This window comes from Synechococcus sp. B60.1, assembly GCF_047462555.1.
In the GTDB taxonomy this organism is placed as follows: domain Bacteria; phylum Cyanobacteriota; class Cyanobacteriia; order Thermostichales; family Thermostichaceae; genus Thermostichus.
The window spans coordinates 28,624-43,953 of sequence record NZ_JANSJN010000009.1 but is presented as its reverse complement, the minus strand read 5'-3'; the positions used below and the strand labels follow the sequence as shown (position 1 = coordinate 43,953).

Annotated in this window: 17 protein-coding genes; 7 read left to right on the top strand and 10 right to left on the bottom strand. The window is 60.5% G+C overall.

Translation table 11 applies throughout. The annotated features are described in order from the left end of the window. From NW863_RS01985 to ilvA, 5 genes are all read right to left on the bottom strand, one after another. On the bottom strand, positions 1–572 hold a 572-nt coding region (locus tag NW863_RS01985), incomplete at its 3' end, for a Uma2 family endonuclease (protein WP_414364086.1). Between the two features lie 257 nt (positions 573–829). Then, entirely contained in the window at positions 830–988 is a 159-nt protein-coding gene (locus NW863_RS01980) for a DUF559 domain-containing protein (protein WP_414364085.1), read from the bottom strand. 81 nt (positions 989–1,069) lie between these two features. After that, the gene (locus tag NW863_RS01975; protein ID WP_414364084.1) at positions 1,070–1,360 is read right to left on the bottom strand and encodes a DNA adenine methylase; all 291 of its coding nucleotides are present in this window, start codon (positions 1,358–1,360) and stop codon (positions 1,070–1,072) included. Between the two features lie 525 nt (positions 1,361–1,885). Then, a complete protein-coding gene (locus NW863_RS01970; protein WP_414364083.1) occupies positions 1,886–2,107 on the bottom strand; it encodes a high light inducible protein in 222 nt (73 codons plus the stop codon). A gap of 101 nt (positions 2,108–2,208) precedes the next feature. Beyond that, on the bottom strand, positions 2,209–3,720 hold the full coding sequence (ilvA, locus tag NW863_RS01965; RefSeq protein WP_414364082.1) for a threonine ammonia-lyase, biosynthetic: 1,512 nt from the start codon (positions 3,718–3,720) through the stop codon (positions 2,209–2,211). Positions 3,721–3,798: 78 nt separating this feature from the next. Between ilvA and NW863_RS01960 the strand changes: the two genes are divergently transcribed. Beyond that, positions 3,799–4,362 (top strand): HugZ family protein, encoded by a 564-nt coding sequence (locus tag NW863_RS01960; protein WP_414364081.1) that lies wholly within the window; start codon positions 3,799–3,801, stop codon positions 4,360–4,362. Between the two features lie 76 nt (positions 4,363–4,438). Here the strand turns inward: NW863_RS01960 and NW863_RS01955 are convergent, their stop codons facing one another. Beyond that, entirely contained in the window at positions 4,439–5,365 is a 927-nt protein-coding gene (locus NW863_RS01955; RefSeq protein ID WP_414364080.1) for an alpha/beta fold hydrolase, read from the bottom strand. 104 nt (positions 5,366–5,469) lie between these two features. Here NW863_RS01955 and NW863_RS01950 point away from each other — a divergent pair, with 104 nt between their 5' ends. The 4 genes from NW863_RS01950 (at position 5,470) to NW863_RS01935 (ending at position 8,439) form a co-directional block, all read left to right on the top strand. Then, the gene (locus tag NW863_RS01950) at positions 5,470–6,219 is read left to right on the top strand and encodes a WecB/TagA/CpsF family glycosyltransferase (protein WP_414364079.1); all 750 of its coding nucleotides are present in this window, start codon (positions 5,470–5,472) and stop codon (positions 6,217–6,219) included. Positions 6,220–6,261: 42 nt separating this feature from the next. Then, entirely contained in the window at positions 6,262–7,110 is an 849-nt protein-coding gene (locus NW863_RS01945) for a cell division ATP-binding protein FtsE (RefSeq protein ID WP_414364078.1), read from the top strand. A gap of 63 nt (positions 7,111–7,173) precedes the next feature. After that, the gene (locus NW863_RS01940; RefSeq protein ID WP_414364077.1) at positions 7,174–8,091 is read left to right on the top strand and encodes a cell division protein FtsX; all 918 of its coding nucleotides are present in this window, start codon (positions 7,174–7,176) and stop codon (positions 8,089–8,091) included. Positions 8,092–8,199: 108 nt separating this feature from the next. Then, positions 8,200–8,439: a DNA-directed RNA polymerase subunit omega gene (locus NW863_RS01935; protein ID WP_011429075.1), complete on the top strand. Its 240-nt coding sequence runs from the start codon at positions 8,200–8,202 to the stop codon at positions 8,437–8,439. 36 nt (positions 8,440–8,475) lie between these two features. On the opposite strand, the gene NW863_RS01930 is transcribed toward NW863_RS01935, so the two are convergent. The 4 genes from NW863_RS01930 to coaBC form a co-directional block, all read right to left on the bottom strand. Beyond that, positions 8,476–10,194 (bottom strand): mechanosensitive ion channel family protein, encoded by a 1,719-nt coding sequence (locus NW863_RS01930; RefSeq protein WP_414364076.1) that lies wholly within the window; start codon positions 10,192–10,194, stop codon positions 8,476–8,478. Positions 10,195–10,380: 186 nt separating this feature from the next. Continuing rightward, positions 10,381–11,499 (bottom strand): calcium/proton exchanger, encoded by a 1,119-nt coding sequence (cax, locus tag NW863_RS01925; protein WP_414364089.1) that lies wholly within the window; start codon positions 11,497–11,499, stop codon positions 10,381–10,383. Positions 11,500–11,757: 258 nt separating this feature from the next. After that, positions 11,758–12,528, bottom strand: coding sequence for a hypothetical protein (locus NW863_RS01920; protein WP_414364075.1), 771 nt, complete (start codon positions 12,526–12,528; stop codon positions 11,758–11,760). Between the two features lie 67 nt (positions 12,529–12,595). Further along, on the bottom strand, positions 12,596–13,819 hold the full coding sequence (gene coaBC / locus NW863_RS01915) for a bifunctional phosphopantothenoylcysteine decarboxylase/phosphopantothenate--cysteine ligase CoaBC (RefSeq protein WP_414364088.1): 1,224 nt from the start codon (positions 13,817–13,819) through the stop codon (positions 12,596–12,598). Positions 13,820–14,178: 359 nt separating this feature from the next. Between coaBC and NW863_RS01910 the strand changes: the two genes are divergently transcribed. Both NW863_RS01910 and NW863_RS01905 read left to right on the top strand, forming a co-directional pair. Further along, the gene (locus tag NW863_RS01910; RefSeq protein WP_011429082.1) at positions 14,179–14,547 is read left to right on the top strand and encodes an AbrB family transcriptional regulator; all 369 of its coding nucleotides are present in this window, start codon (positions 14,179–14,181) and stop codon (positions 14,545–14,547) included. Between the two features lie 421 nt (positions 14,548–14,968). Next, a partial coding sequence (locus NW863_RS01905; RefSeq protein WP_414364074.1) for an Ig-like domain-containing protein occupies positions 14,969–15,330 on the top strand: 362 nt, incomplete at its 3' end.

Here is a 15,330-nt window from a genome sequence, read left to right as displayed (position 1 = left end):
TATTCCCAAACTAAGCTGAGATCGGCAACAAAGCCAGGGAGGACGGGATCCCCTTCGAGGTAAGCTGGGCGCTCCAGGACTTGGACGGGCTGAGCGGGGCGATAGACGTAAACTCGCTGGCTTTCCGGGTCAATCAGCCAGCCCAGTTGGGATCCGTTTTCGAGGTACTCCTGCAGCTTGGCCTGCAAAGCGGCCAGGTCGTCGGAAGGGGAGCGCAATTCCAGGACAAAATCTGGACAAAGGGGTGCAAAGCGGCGGCGCTGCTCTGGAGTAAGCTGCTGCCAGCGCTCCTTGGTAATCCAGGCGGCATCGGGAGAGCGAATGGCCCCGTTGGGGAGGGCAAAGCCGGCAGAAGCGTCGAAGGCCACGCCACGCTGGGTTTGGCGGTTCCATTGCCAGAGTTGGGCGCTGAGGCTCAGGTTTTGGCGACTGCTATCGCTGCCAACAGGGGCCATGGCGACTAGCTCCCCTTGGGCGGTGCGCTCCAAGCGCAGCTCAGGGTTCTGCCGGCAAAGCTGTTCAAAAACTTCATCGGTCAACTCCAGGCTGGGCCGTAAGTTGAGGGAGATCACAGCTTGAGGGATCCCGTTCAGAGGATTTGAGGATGGGCTGGCGCTATTGTAGTCTTTTGGATCCCTCACCCCCAACCCCTCTCCCAGAGGGAGAGGGGAGGAAGGCAGTGCGGATTCGATCCAGGGCTACGGGGAGATTGGTTTCTACCAAGTGGCTACTCAGGCGCACAAAGCGCAGTCCTAGGCTTTCCAGCAGTTCCTCTCGTTGGCGATCCAAATCTTTTTGGTGCCTGTGGATTGGCCATCGACCTCTACAATCAAAGCCTCTTCCTTGCAGAAAAATTGACCACGAATGTGCCGATCGGTTGCTGCCGCCGAAATTTGCGCCCCTCCAACTTGCGATTACACAGCGCTTCCCACAAAATCCCCTCAGAAGGTGTAGATTCCCGCCGCAGTTGTCGAGCCACCTCCTGCATCTTCTTCTAAATTGCTGGAGGAACTTTCCATTTCTCTGACTCCCCCTCGCCTTGTGGAAGAGGAGGTTGGGGGTGAGGGCGCTAACCGGTAGCCTGTCCTGAAAATCGCGGTGGAATTTCAATCAGAGCCTTATTGATGAGAACGGCCACCGGGTTTGAGTCACTGGCATAAGCCTTGAGCCCTAACCGCTGCACCTCCAGCGGGATCGCTCCCCCGCCAGCAAAGGGGTCGTAAACTGGCGGCGCGTACTTAGCAGTGGACTCCCTGATGGCCTGGGGATCCGTGGGCGGCTCCTCACCGCGATCCCAGGCCAAACAGCGGCCAATCTCCCGTTGGGTCGCCTCCAGAATGCCGGACTTGGGATCGCTCACAGCGTCCCAAGAAACCAGGCCCGGTACCACTTGCTTGGCTTTGCCGCCCTTGTCTTTTCAATGCGCGCTGACACTCCCACCACCTAAAGGCAGGGGATTCTTACGCCGTTCAAAAACAAACTCATAAAAGCGCTGTCAAGACGCCTCTAGAGAATTCCTTGAGGCAAAGCCCAAAGGTTCTGCTGGCTTTTCTGTTCGCGTCAGCGCGACGGAGTCCTTGCAGCTTAGCTCAGACGTTAGTATCTTCCGGACGCTTGCCACTGGTCGGGTTTTTCACCGTCTTAGGGGCGCGCCTGGGAACAGTACGCCCCGGTGACAACTACACTATTGATGAGCAACTAAAGTCGCTGGCGGGCTTTTCCGCCCCGCACTACTCGCGTCAGCGGCGCGGAGCGCTGAGTACAGGGCTACCAAGCTATCCCTCTGTGTGCAAAGTCAGCCAAGGAAAGGCTTGTTCACGCAAAAGGCTGTACTCCCAGGTTGGCTACCCCGGATTCCCCAGGCCACGGCTTGCCTTCCCCTCTCCTACTGCCCCAAGGACTGCAGCCAGCCGATGAGAGTAGTTCCGGATAAGGCTTCAAACAGGATTAGGGCAACAAAGCCGATCATCGCCAAACGCCCGTTCAAGCGCTCTGCATAGTCGGTGAAGCCCACCCGCGGAACAGTGTCCACGTACATCTCCGGCTCAATGGCGTAGTTGTTGAGACGGCCACCTTCTTCAACTACGACGGAGCGATATTTGCTCATAGGATTCTCCTTGCTCTTTCTCTACCAGCGTAGCGCGCTCCACATAAGATTGTAAAGTTTTGTTTACAACTTTGTTCACCCCCGCAATAAGCCGACACTGACTAGGCCAGGAAGAGCTTGTAGGCCGGATTGCGGCTTTCGTCCCAGTAGCGATAGTTCAGGGTATCCAGAAAGCGCTGCCAGGCGGGCATTTCCCAGCTGGGCACTTGCATGCCGATGAGGACGCGACCGTAGTCGGCGCCGTTGTTGCGGTAGTGAAAGAGGCTGATGTTCCAGTTGGGGCTCATGCAAGACAAGAACTGCATTAGGGCCCCGGGCCGCTCCGGGAACTCGAAGCGGTAGAGCAGCTCGTTCTCAGCCAAGGGGGAGCGCCCCCCCACCATGTGGCGTAGATGCAGCTTGGCCAGCTCGTCGTCGGTGAGATCCAAGGTCTTAAAGCCAGCCCGCTCCAGATCCAGGGCCGCTGCCTGGGCATCGGCCCGATCCCGCACCTGTAGGCCGACAAAGATGTGAGCTTCTTGGGTATCGGCGATGCGGTAGTTGAACTCGGTGAGGTTGCGCTGGCCGATGTGGGCGCAGAACCGGCGCAAGCTGCCCCGCTCTTCGGGGATGGTGACGGCGAAAATGGCCTCCCGCTGTTCGCCGATCTCGGCTCGCTCGGCCACAAAGCGCAAGCGGTCGAAGTTCATATTGGCCCCGCTGGCCACCGCCACCAGGGTCTGTCCCTGGATGCCGGTGCGGCTGACGTAGGCTTTGAGGCCGGCAATGGCCAAGGCGCCGGCGGGCTCCAAAATAGAGCGGGTATCTTCAAAGACATCCTTGATGGCGGCACAGGTGTCGTCGGTGCTCACCAAGAGGATCTCGTCCACGTACTGCTGACAGAGGCGGAAGGTTTCTTCCCCCACCTCTCGCACCGCCACCCCATCAGCAAACAGGCCTACCTGGGAGAGGCGCACCCTTCGGCCAGCTCGTAGGGAGCGGTACATGGCGTCGGCGTCCAGTGGTTCTACCCCGATGATTTTGATCTCCGGGCGCAGGCGCTTGACGTAGGCGGCGATGCCCGAGATCAGGCCGCCCCCGCCAACGGCGACGAAGATGGCGTGGATGGGCTGTTGATACTGGCGCAGGATCTCCATGCCGATGGTGCCCTGGCCGGCAATCACCAAGGGATCGTCGAAGGGATGGATGAAGGTCAAGCTCTTTTCAGCTTCCAGTTGCCGCGCGTAGGCGTAGGCGTCGTCGAAGGTGTCGCCGTGCAAGACCACCTGGGCCCCCCGCGCCCGCACCGCCTCTATCTTCACCTGGGGGGTGGTGACGGGCATCACAATGACCGCGTGGGTGCCCAGTCGCTGCGCTGCCAGGGCCACCCCTTGGGCGTGGTTGCCGGCAGAAGCCGCGATGACTCCTTGGGCCAGTTGCTCCGAGGGTAGGTGGGCCATCTTGTTGTAGGCCCCCCGCAGCTTGAAGGAGAAAACCGGCTGCAGATCTTCCCGCTTGAGCCAGACCTGGTTGTTCAGGCGGCGGGAGAGGTTAAAAGCCGGCTCCAGGGGGGTTTCTTGGGCGACGTCGTAAACGCGAGCCGTGAGGATCTGAACAAGATAGTCACAATACATTGGGATGTATCGACGTCGATAGGGTTGAAAAAGGTCGAAAAATGTTGCTCCCGGTGGTGCGGGCTGCTCAAACGGGCAATGGATATTATCCCAGGGATCCAGCCCTTCTCAAGCGAGGGGGGCTTGGGGATAATAGCAGGGGCAATGGGAGAAAAAGCGATGTCGGTGCAGGAAAAGTTGAAGGCGCTGCTGGAGGGCCAGCCGGTGGCCAGCTTAGCAGTGCTGGATCAGGGCTCCCCAGCAGTGTCGTTGGTGCCCTTTGTGGTGCAGTGGGATCCCTTGCGCTTTGCCATTGTCATCAGCGACCTTTCTGCCCACACCCAGGCTTTGCGGGCGGATCCGCGAGCCAGCCTGCTCATCCACGAGCCGCCCACGTCGGGGGATCCCCGCAGCAACCACGCTTTGCCGCGGGTGATGGTGAGCGGAAAAGCCCAGTTCCTCAGCCGCGAGGAAGCTCAAGCCAAGGGGTTCGAGGCTCTTTATCGTGCCAAGTACGAGATAGCCGAGATGATCCTCGGCCTAGCGGACTTCCACTTCTGCCAGATCACCCCCACTGGCGGCAGCTTCATTCAGGGGTTTGGCCAGGCCTTCCGGCTGAGCGGCCCCAACCTGGAGCAACTGGAGCACCTCGGTCGCTCTTAGGCGGGAGAACCCAGACCTCCCCCCTTGCGAGAAAAGTTAGGCCAATTCCAACTTCCCTCCTCTGGGAGAGGCGCTGCTAGGGGATCCTGAGCTCAGGTTTTCGGGTGGGATCCCGGATCCAAGCCAGCAGCAGTGGGTTGACCAGCTCCGGGGCCTCGTCTTGGGGGCAGTGGCCAACTCCCGGCAGGGGGATGAACCCCACCACGCAGGGGAACTCGGCCAAGGCCCGCCCTAGGGCGATGGGCTCCCAGGGATCCGCCTCTCCCCAGAGGATGAGGACGGGGCAGGTGACCTGGGGCAGGAGATCTTCGGCCAAGGGCCCCTGGGAGTAGCGCACAAAGGCCAAGAAAACCTCTGCCGCCCCCGGATCGAGGGCCGGTCGCAGCAAAAGCTGCACCAGGTCTTCCGTAACCGCCTCCTTGCGCCCATAGGCTTGGAGGAGGATGTTGCGAATGGCCCGGGGCTGGGCTATTTGGGCAAAGAAAAACCGCCCAAAAGGGGGCCACCCTAGCAAGGACTGGATGAGGGGAGTGGTTCGGCGGCGCAGCCAAGAGATCTGGCGACGCTTGCGCTCGTGCAACAGCCGCAGCGAGGGATCCAACATCGCCACCCCCAAGACCTGGCCTGGCTGCAAAACAGCCGCCTGCAAGGCCACAATGCAACCAATGGAGTTGCCCACTAGATAAGCTGGCTCCCCCACCACCTCCCGCCCAAAATCGGCCACCTGGGCGCCCCAGGTTTCAAAGGTGTAGGGGAAAGGGGATCCTGGCAAGGGCTTGGCGGATCCCCCAAACCCCAGCAGATCCAGGGCGTACACGCGGCAGTGCCGCCCCAGCTCCGGCAAATTTTTCCGCCAGTGGTCACTGCTGGCCCCAAAACCGTGGATAAGCACCACTGCTGGGCCAGCGGATCCCGCCTGTTGGTAGCGGATGGACTGGCCCTGCCAGAGCCAGCGCCCCTCGCGGGGGGCCAAGACGCTTGGGGAAGGCTGTTCGGAGAGCATGGGGATCCCTGGCCGGTGTTTTTGGTCTCACCCCGAAGGATGGCGCTCTTTTTTGTTGGCACAATTTGGATGGGGAAGCAAGTTCTCTCCCTAGGCCTGTGGCAATGTCATTGGTAACTTACCCCCTTTTGGGCGTCAACCTGCACCTAGCCCTGCCGGAAGCCCATCTGCAGAGCTATACCGCCTGGATTGAAGCCCGCATCAGCCAGGGCCAGGGTGCCCAGGTGGTCACCTGCAACCCGGAGATGATCATGCAGGCGCAGCAGGATCCGGCCTTTGCCCAAGTGCTGCAGGAGGCTGAGCTGGTGATCCCAGACGGCATTGGGGTGGTGTGGGCCTTGCGGCGGCAGGGGATCCGTGTCCAGCGGGTGCCAGGGATCGAGTTGGCTGAAGCTTTGATCTCGCGGGCAGCAGAACGGAGGTGGCGCTTGGCCTTGGTGGGAGGAAGGCCGGAAGTCAACCGGGCAGCGGTTCAGCAGTGGCAAGCTCGCTTTCCCTCTCTGTCCATTTGGGGCCATCACGGCTACTTCTCTGGCGCCGAAGAGGAAAAACTGCTGCAAGCTCTCCAAAAAATTCAACCCCAACTGGTGTGGGTGGGGCTGGGATCCCCGCGACAGGAGCTGTGGATCCGCCAGCGGCGGGCCCTTCTGCCCCAGGCCATCTGGATGGGGGTGGGGGGCAGCTTCGACATTTGGGCTGGGCAAAAACGACGGGCCCCCCGCTGGTGGCGTGACCATCACCTGGAATGGTTGTATCGTCTCTATCAGGAACCCTGGCGCTGGCGACGCATGTTGGCTTTGCCCAGGTTTGCCTGGCGGGTGCTGTGGGATCCCTCTTCTCCCTCGCGCTCCTAGCCTGGCAGCTCCACTCGTTCTCTTCTGTCTAAGCGTTTTACCATGATGCTTGGTCAGCACACTGGCTACGCTCCTCGCCTTCACCCTTGGGCTGGTACAACCCCCAACCCCTCCCTCCCCGCCCCAACCGACCCAGAAACCACCTTGGGCCTCTACCCCAAGCCCCAGCCCGGATCCCTGCCGGCCCCAGGTAGCGCTGAGAGCATGGTGTCGTTGCAGGGGGTGAGCAAGGTCTTTCCCAACGGCAACTGGGTTTTCCGAGATGTGAACCTAGAGGTGCGCCGCGGCGAGTTTGTGTTCGTAACCGGAGTGTCGGGGGCAGGCAAGTCCACCCTGCTACGGCTGCTCTACGGGGCCGAACAGGCCACCGAGGGCACGGTGATAGTGGATCAGGTGTGTCTGTTTTCTTCGGAAGGTCGGCGGCGGCCCTACTGCATCCCGCCCCGCCCTCTGGCAATGTTGCGGCGGCGCTTGGGGGTGGTTTTTCAAGACTATCGCCTCTTGGCCAATCGCACCCTGGCGGAAAATGTGGCCTTTGTGCTGCGGGCCCAGGGACTTTCCCCAGCAGAGATCCACCGCCGCCTGGGGCCAACTTTGAAGATGGTGGGGCTGACCGAGAAGCGGGATCACTTCCCCCACGAGCTTTCGGGAGGGGAGCAACAGCGCCTCAGCTTGGCCCGCGCCATTGTCAACATGCCCGTCTTGTTGCTGGCGGACGAGCCAACGGGAAATCTGGATCGGGAAAACTCGCTCTTGGTTCTGCAGATCCTGGAGCGGCTCAATTCCTTTGGCGTGACGATCCTCATGACCAGCCACGACCCCTATCTGGTGGAGCGGGCGGGTCACCGGGTGGTGCGCCTGGAAGGAGGACGCCTGTATGATCTGCGCTGAGGCGCTGCATAGGGTGGGAATCCTGAAGATTGGGTTTACTGGCAGTGTTGGGCGGTAAACAGCATGCAATCTCTCTCCCGATTTCTCAACAAAATCCGCTACCTCCTGCAGGAAACTTTTTTGGGGTTGCGGCGGGGAGGCTGGCTAAACTGGGCGGCGGTGAGCACCCTGTTGGTGTTGCTGTTTCTGGTGGGAATCGGCGTTGAGCTGTCTTGGGGGGTGGATGCGACAGTCCAGTCTCTGGGGGGGCAACTGGAGATCTCCGTCTATCTAGAGCCGGAAGGCCGGGGGGTGGATTTGCAACCCCAAGTTGCCCAACTGCCTCATGTGGCGGAGGTGAGGGTCATCACCAAAGAGCAAGCTTGGCGCGACCTTTTGCTGGAGATGGGGATCCAGGATGAGGCGACCCTGGAGACTCAGTTGGGGGAGAACCCTTTGGTGGATGCCCTGCGGGTCAAAGCCGATTCTGCCGGAGCCCTGGGGGAGGTGGCGGCACAGATTCGCCAATTGGAAGGGGTAGACGAGGTGTACTACGGCAGCCGCATTGTGGAGCAACTGGCCCAAATCCAGGAGGTGCTACGTCTGGGATCCCTGAGCATCACCGGGGTGTTGGCCCTGACAGCAGTGGCTGTGATCACCACCACCATTCGCCTGGTTGTCATGGCGCGGCGCCGGGAGATTGAGGTGATGCAACTGGTGGGGGCGACGGCGACCTGGATTTACTTGCCCTTTATTTTGCAGGGCTGCCTGTTCGGGGTAGTCAGCGCGCTAGGGGCTTGGGGCTTGGTTCTGGGATCCCGACAGTTGCTGCAGGAGGCGCTGGATCGGTTGATTGCGCTGCCCTTCCTCAAGGTAGTGCAGGCCGATCCCGGCCAGGGAGAGTTTTGGTTTCTGCTGCTGCTGTTGCTGGGGATGGGGGTTTTTCTGGGCACCAGCAGCAGCTTGATTGCGGTGCGCAAGTCGGTGGGACGTTGGTTTTGATTGGGGATCCCTCACCCTGGGCTAGGCTGATGCCCTTATGAGCTGCCGAGAGGTTTGCTAGGATAAAAGGTCACTTGGTAACAAAACCGACAAGGCAGGACTCCGACAATGACCTTGCGCAACCCTCACTTGGGCATCGACAACGACGAGCTGATGCGTCGGGTAGAGGCGTTAATTAACGCTTCCAAAAACCGCTATCGCATCACGGTGCAGGTGGCCAATCGGGCCAAGCGTCGCCGCTACGATGATCCCAACGATGTGGAAGAGGGCTGGATGAAGCCCATTCGCCGCGCCATCATCGAGATGTCGGATGAACTGACCGAGCCGGAAATCATCGGCGACGAGTAGCTTTGGCCCTGTCGCCACTGCAGGCCGGCTGGGCGGCTAAGGGCGATGAAGACCCTCGGCAGGAACCTGGTCTGTGAGGTCTTCTGGGTCAGGATCTCTTTCCCGTGGACGGGCCTCGAGCCGCGACTCCATCAGGCGCAGCAGGCGGTGGGTCTCCTCTGGGCTGAGGCCCTGGATGCGCATCTCCAAGGGGCTGTGGAACCAGAGGGTTTGTTGCGGAAACGGAATCCGGATCCCGGCTTGGTCGAAGGCATGCTTGAGGCGACGGCGATATTCCCGCGCCACCCGCCACTGCTGTAGGGGCTGCACTTTGATCCAGATGCGCAGGGTGATCCCCCGCTCCCCCAGGTCATCGACGCCGTGCATCTCGGGGGGCTCGAGGATTTTGTCCCGCCAAGCCGGCTCCCGGTACATCTGGAGCGCCACCTGCTCGGTGATGCGGATCGCCTGTTCCAGGTCGTTTTCGTAGGCGATCACGATCCCCAAATCCACCCGCGACCAGCCGTTGGAGAGGTTCTCCACCACCCGAATGGCGCTGTTGGGAATGGAGATCAGGCTGCCTTCGGTGTTGCGCAACTGGGTTAGCCGCAGATCCATGTGTTCCACCAGGCCGCTCCGCCCGTCTACCACGATCACATCTCCTTCGGCAAATTGGTCTTCCAGCAAAATCAACAGCCCGTTGATCACGTCTTTGATCAAATCCTGGGCAGCCAGGGAAATCCCCAGCCCGATGAAGCCCAGGCTGGCCACCAAAGGGCCGATATTCACCCCCACTGAGGCCAAGCCGACCAGGGATCCCAGCAAAACCAGCGCGGTGGCTGTCACTCCTTTGGAGACACTGGCAAAGGTGCTGAGGCGTTTGCTGAGGCGATAGGTGGGGGCATTTTGCCACTGCTCTTGGCGCAAGGCGGCGAAGAGGCCGTCCAGCAGCAGGCTGCTCAGCCAAACACTGCCATAAGTCGCCAGGCCCACCCCTGCCAAGCGCAGCAGAGGGCCGCGCAGCGAGACCAGGAGAAACGTTTGCAAGGGGCGTGTTTGGGGGAAAAGGCCCAAACTCACCCCAACGCCGCCCGTCCACAGGCCAACCTGCACCAGGCGCAGCAGACGAATTTGCAGCTCCAAATAGGATGCCTGCCGTTTGCGCCCTGCCTGTTGTTCAACCAAGACGGGATCCGCGCCCGGCTCCCCCTGGAGGCGCTCCTGCACCTCTGCTTGGATGGCCTGGTACTCCGCCTGCAGGGCATCGCGTTTTTGCTGCAGCCGTCGTCGTTCTCGCTGACAAAGCCGGCTCAGGCTCCCCGCTGCTGCCAGAATGGCGAGGGCTAGCAGGGCTTGGCGGCGCAAAAATTGAGGCTGCCGTTCCCGCTGCCAGGTGCGCAGGGCCTCCTCGACAATGCCCGCCACCTGTTCAGCCCAATCCATCGGCTGGCTGCCCTGAAGCTGAGCGTCCAGAGAGGTGATGGTCATCAAATGTCGCCCATTCACCCGGATCACCGGCTGGTTGGTTTGGCTGTCGAGGACGACCTCCACCTGCAACGTTTCTGGGTCGAAGCCCGACTGGGCCAACTGGCGCAGGGTTTGTTCGATGGAGCGTGCCCGCTGCGACACCGGCGGCACGCTGCCGGGATCCCCCTGCGGTGCGGCGACCAAAAACAGCCGCCGTCCATCCAGCGTCACGGCCTCCGTTTGGATGGAGGCGGTGGGCAGGCTGAGCGCCTGCCGCAGCTCTTCCAGAGCATGTAAGGGGTTGAGCAAAGGCCGGTTGGAGGCGGTGCCGTTGTTTTGAGAAGTTTCCTGACCCCATGCCGGCTCGATGGCCGGGGATAGGGCGAGGGACGTGCCGAAAAGGAGCGGCCAAAGCAGGGATCCCGCTGTTCTCCGCCTCGATCTACTTGAAGCTTGCAGATTGTGCGGCATGAGCCGATGCTGAAGTTCTTCCCATTAATCTAAGAAGAAGAAAGCAATGCCGAGAATGGCATAGGTGGCCAAGAGCAACAGCCCCTCCAGCCAGTTGGAGCGGCCGTCGCTGCTGACGGAGTTGACCAGCAACACCGAGACGGCGATCGCCACCAGCTCCACTGTGCCGAAGTTAAAGTTCATCGGCTGGCCCAGCAGGTCGCCGGCCAGCACCAGCAGGGGCGCCACGAACAGGGCAATTTGCATCGTCGAGCCCAGAGATACTGAAAAGGAGAGATCCATCTTGTCTTTCATGGCCACCGTGATTGCCGTCGCATGTTCGGCTGCATTGCCGATGATCGGCAACAAGATCACCCCCATAAACAGCGGTGTCATGTGCAAGCGTTCTAGGGCAGCCTCCAAGGTGTCCACCAGCAACTCCGACTCAAGAGCCACCAACACCGTCAGCCCCAAAAGGGCCAACACCCAAGGCCATAGCCCAGGCTGCTCGGGCGGGGCCGTCAACACCTGGGGAATGGATCCTTCTGCCTGCAAAACTGGATTGGGAGCAAGGCGGGCAGCGGCTTCATGTTCTGCCGCTTCTGCCTCGTGAATGGTGTAAAGGTAGCTGTGGGTTTTGAGGGAGAACAGCAAAGTGAGGCCATAAACCCCGATCAGCACCAAGGCCACCGCCGTGGAGAGCTCTTGGATGGAGATCGCCCCCAAGTTGGCGTCGGCATAGGTCACCACGCTGGGCAAGATCAGGGCCACCACCGCCAGGTTCATCACCGAGGCGTTCATGCGGGCCACCTCGGGCCGAAAGCTTTGCTCGCGAAACTTGATGCCGCCCAAAAACATGGCCAGCCCGGCCACCAGCAGCAGGTTGCTGATGATCGAGCCGGTGATCGAGGCTTTCACCACCTCCACCAGCCCTGCCCGCAGCGCCACCAGGCCAATGATTAGCTCGGTGGCGTTGCCAAAGGTGGCGTTGATCAGCCCCCCGATGGTCGGCCCGGTCAAGGCAGCGATTTCCTCCGTGGCCTGACCGATAAACTTGGCCAAGGCCACCACTGCCAAAGCGGCACAGAGGAAGACCCAATTGGGATCCCAGCCTCGGAAGTGCCCCACCCAAGATAGAGGAACTCCCGCCAGCAGCAGGAACATCAGGCCGTTCAAACCTCTCTGCCAACCTGCTGCAGAGCGATCCGGAGAACCCAGAGAATTTGCATCGGCCAGGGTCATAGTTCCAGGGAAGTAGAGGCTGATAGAGAGTTTCCGAAGTGTGGCGGCGGCTGCAGCCGTCTGACTGTGGGGAAAGAAGGCTCTGCCCAAGACAAGAGCCGCCTTTAGGTCGATGGACAGAGCAGGCGGCCCTCCAAAGCAGTCTAGCTGCTGCCAGGGAGGCTTGGGTAGGTGCTGCCATTAGAGGGAGATGACTCGATGGCGCTGCAGCAGGCGGAGGATCTCAGCTTCCAGTTGATCCAGCAGGCGCTGCGGATCGCCGATTTTCAAAAAGCTGCTGCCCTCCACCCCGAAGGGGAAGGATCCCTCGATGCCGTCCCGGGGCAGTTGCACCAGCAGCAGTTGCTCGGGGCGCTTCGCTTGCAGGGCATAGCCCAACTCCAGACAGACCTGGGGACTGGGCAAGGGGCGCCCTCGGCCATTCACCTGCACCGGGGTGACATCGGCCACCACCAGCAGCGCATGCTTGAGCTTGCGAATCAGCGCTGCGTCGATTAGAGGTGTCTCGCTGTCAGCGGGCGGGGATCCCTGCAGTTGCAGCGGCAGAACCGGCTGGTGATGGCGGTTAATGGTCTCCACCACCGCCTGCAACGCTTGGTGCAGCGTGGCGCTGGAGTCGGGATAATCCGCTTGGCCGCAGAAGTAGATGGCCGGCTCCGTCATGTTCAGGGTGGCCCGCTTGTTGAAGTAGATCTCGCGGCTGATCAGATCGAGGTTGGAGATGCTATAGGCACCGCTGCCCTCGATGTAAAACTCCACCAGCTCCCCTTCCAAGTAGCGTTGCCACCAGACAGAGGCCTTCACCTGCTCCACATCGTCGAGGAAATCGGCTCGCATCGCCGTTTTCAGCAGGCCAGTACGGCTTAGGCGCAAGTCAGGGGCTCGCTGTTGAACTTGGGAGGCAGACAATACCGAATCCAAATACCAGGCTTTCAAAACGATGATCGCCATCGGATCCCTCTGCGCTTAGCCTCAAAGGTACCTGATTTTGGCCGGGAGCGTTATCGCGGTATGGAAGTCAGCCCAGGTGCAGGGCCAGATCCAGCAGCCGGTGAGCCAGGGCCGCTTTGGTGGTCAACGGGAGCAGTTCCGGGCTGCCCTGCCGCGGGATCCAGTAGCCTTGGTTGTGGCTGCTGCCAAAGCCACTGTCCGGTTGGTCGATGGGGTTAGCCACAATGGCATCCAGCCCTTTCTGCTGCAGCTTCTCCTTGGCCGGGGGGAGGGGATCCCCACTTTGGGCGGCAAAGCCGATGAGGCGCTGGCCAGCACGTCTGTGGCGGGCCAAAGCTGCCACCAGGTCAGGGACGGGTTCTAAGGGCAGCATCTGGGGCAGTTCGCCTTTTGGCAGCTTCCCCGCGTAAACCTGGGCGGGGCGCACATCCCCCACAGCGGCAGCCATCCACAAGAGATCGGCCTGGGGAAATTCCGCCTGCAAAACTCTCTCCAGTTGGGCTGCCGTCTCCACCGGCACGGCCCGAATGGCGAAGGGTGCTGGATCAAAGGAGATCCCCAGCGGCCCATGCACCAGCGTGACGTTGGCCCCCCGGCAGGCCGCTGCCACTGCCAGCGCCACCCCCATCCGCCCACTGGCCGGGTTGCCGATAAAGCGCACCGCGTCGATGGGCTCGCGGGTGCCTCCTGCCGTCACCAATAGCCGCTTACCCTGCCAGTCTTTTTTTCCCCCTGTCCAGAGCAGAGCCCGCACATACTCCTGCAGCGCCTCTGGCTCCAACATACGCCCTTCCCCCACCGCATCACAGGCCAGGCGGCCACTGGCAGTGGGCAAGGCCCAAAAGCGGGGATCCCGCTGCAGCCGCTGCCAATTCTCGGCCACTGCTTCAGCCTTCCACATGTGAGTATTCATGGCCGGTGCCAGGGCCACCGGACAGTGGCAAGCCAAAACCACATTGGTGAGCAAATTGTCCGCCAGCCCCTGAGCCACCTTGCCCAAGGTGTTGGCCGATAAGGGGGCAATGAGACAAGCTTCGGCCCATTCCCCCAGCTCGATGTGCAGCGGTCGTCCCCGCGTGGCTTGCCAAAACTCGGCATCGGTAAAAGCTGGCTGGCGAGACACGGTGGCAAATGTCAGCGGGGAGATAAACTGTTCTGCAGCTTTCGTCAAAACCACCCTCACCTCTGCCCCCTGCTGGGCCAGAGCAGATACCAAAGCCGCCGTTTTGTAGGCAGCAATTCCCCCACTCACCCCAACCAGCAGACGCCGCCCCGACCAGAAGGGATCCATACCAGAGAACACTCAAACAGCCTTGTTTCCAGTTTCCCTGCTTTTGCCTCCTACCAGTGACCCAACAGGAATCCCTCGCCCAAAGGTGCTAGCGCTCGGGCTGCAAAGCCCGCTGAGAACAGCACTTACGAGCCTATGGCTTGCCTGGGGAGAACCCCTCTTTGCGAAAGTCCGACCTCGACTCTACAGGTTCTGTTCCGCAGAGGGAATTCACTACCGCTGTTTTGCGCACTCACCTCTTCAGATCCCATTCCGGTTGCCGAACTTATCCCCTCTAATAAGAAAGAGTTGAAGGCAACTCTATTGCAATCGCTATTTGTTTTTGGCTACACTAACTGTTGTCCTTGAACCATCTTGATATGACTACGACCGGTAAACCAAAACCACTCACTGGCCAAGAGCTCCTCGACAAGGTAACTTCGATGGGAAATGCGGATCGCAAGGAAAAAGCTCGCGCCTGTGGCTACGTCACCTATACCAAGAATGGTCAGGAGCGAGTGAATCTGATGCAGTTCAACAACGCCTTGCTGAAGGCAGTCGGTGTGGATCTCGATGCTAGTGATGAGAACGGTTCCCGCGGTCGGGCTCCGACTTACCGCGTTTCGGTTCACAAGAATGGCAACCTCCTCATCGGAGCTGCCTACACCAAGAAGATGGGCCTCAAGCCCGGGGATCAGTTCGAGATCAAGTTGGGCCACCACAACATCAAGCTAGAGCGCATCGACTGATTTCCTGTCGCCTGCCTTGTCGAGGTTCTCTCTGCTGATAACAGCGTTTCAGCTTGGGTAAAGCCCTCGATGGTTAGGGAAGGGCGAGATGCTTCTTTCCCTCCATCGTCACACTGCTTTTAGGCAGACAAGGGATCCTCGTATTCGTTGAGGATCCCTAGCTGTCTGTATCAATAGGTATCAATTGATGGCTAAAGCACAGAGGGCTTCGTTATTCTGACAAAAGTTAAAGTTCATGAGGGCGGCGGCAATGTACACTTCAACTGCACAGAACCTGGCTCGCCGCTGGCAAACTTGGGCGGGGCTGTTGTTGTTGGCAGCAATGTTCTTTATCAGCGGGTCTCATCCGTGGGTTTGGTCCCAGTCGAATGCGTCTTTACAGTGGGTCTCTTCTCAACCTGCCCCTGAACAGCAGGATGTTTTGATAGATGGAGTCATTCGGCTGCAATTCGATCGGCCGCTGGATCCCAATCTACAACGGCTGGCGGTTCAGTTGGAGCCGCCGGCAGCGGTTATTTTCGACGTGCAGGGAGACGAGTTGTTGCTTAAGCCTCGAGATCCCTTGCGCTTCAGCACCGACTACACCCTTACGCTTGCCCCCCAAGAGGGGCTGCCGCTGGAGCAGGCTATCCAACTGCGCTTTCGCACCGAGCCGCAGTTTACCTACGAGCGGGACATCAAACCGCTGCTGGAGGCCAGTTGTGTCGGCTGTCACCAGCCGGCGGGGCGACAGCGCACCCAGTTGCTGGATAGCTACGAGGCGGTTCTGGCCTACGTCAAGCC

Bases quoted from the DNA above. Each gene is read 5' to 3' on its own strand.
- NW863_RS01980 (WP_414364085.1), bottom strand. From the start codon at position 988: ATGCAGGAGGTGGCTCGACAACTGCGGCGGGAATCTACACCTTCTGAG.
- NW863_RS01970 (WP_414364083.1), bottom strand. From the start codon at position 2,107: ATGAGCAAATATCGCTCCGTCGTAGTTGAAGAAGGTGGCCGTCTCAAC.
- ilvA (WP_414364082.1), bottom strand. From the start codon at position 3,720: ATGTATTGTGACTATCTTGTTCAGATCCTCACGGCTCGCGTTTACGAC.
- NW863_RS01960 (WP_414364081.1), top strand. From the start codon at position 3,799: ATGGATATTATCCCAGGGATCCAGCCCTTCTCAAGCGAGGGGGGCTTG.
- NW863_RS01955 (WP_414364080.1), bottom strand. From the start codon at position 5,365: ATGCTCTCCGAACAGCCTTCCCCAAGCGTCTTGGCCCCCCGCGAGGGG.
- NW863_RS01950 (WP_414364079.1), top strand. From the start codon at position 5,470: ATGTCATTGGTAACTTACCCCCTTTTGGGCGTCAACCTGCACCTAGCC.
- NW863_RS01945 (WP_414364078.1), top strand. From the start codon at position 6,262: ATGATGCTTGGTCAGCACACTGGCTACGCTCCTCGCCTTCACCCTTGG.
- NW863_RS01940 (WP_414364077.1), top strand. From the start codon at position 7,174: ATGCAATCTCTCTCCCGATTTCTCAACAAAATCCGCTACCTCCTGCAG.
- NW863_RS01935 (WP_011429075.1), top strand. From the start codon at position 8,200: ATGACCTTGCGCAACCCTCACTTGGGCATCGACAACGACGAGCTGATG.
- cax (WP_414364089.1), bottom strand. From the start codon at position 11,499: ATGTTCCTGCTGCTGGCGGGAGTTCCTCTATCTTGGGTGGGGCACTTC.
- NW863_RS01920 (WP_414364075.1), bottom strand. From the start codon at position 12,528: ATGGCGATCATCGTTTTGAAAGCCTGGTATTTGGATTCGGTATTGTCT.
- coaBC (WP_414364088.1), bottom strand. From the start codon at position 13,819: ATGGATCCCTTCTGGTCGGGGCGGCGTCTGCTGGTTGGGGTGAGTGGG.
- NW863_RS01910 (WP_011429082.1), top strand. From the start codon at position 14,179: ATGACTACGACCGGTAAACCAAAACCACTCACTGGCCAAGAGCTCCTC.